Below are 244 nucleotides of genomic sequence, written 5' to 3' on the forward strand. Positions count from 1 at the left end.
TGCCCTCATACTGCGAAAGTGCTGTGATCAGCATTTCCTTGGTGGCGATGTCGAGGTGGTTGGTCGGCTCGTCCAGCACCAGAAGGTTTGGCGGGTCGAACAGCATCAGCGCCATCACCAGCCGCGCCTTCTCGCCGCCCGACAGCACCCGGCATTTCTTCTCGATCTCGTCGCCGGAAAAGCCGAAGCAGCCGGCCAACGCGCGTAGCGGCGCCTGGCCTGCCTGCGGAAAGGCGTCCTCCAG

The 244-nt window shown here is 63.9% G+C and carries 1 protein-coding gene; it reads right to left on the minus strand.

The window, feature by feature from the left end:
* Positions 1-244 (minus strand): ATP-binding cassette domain-containing protein (locus AC0L2O_RS37340; protein WP_473373269.1); only part of this gene is annotated, 244 nt, incomplete at both ends.

This window comes from Bradyrhizobium sp. Kon10, from assembly GCF_055807395.1.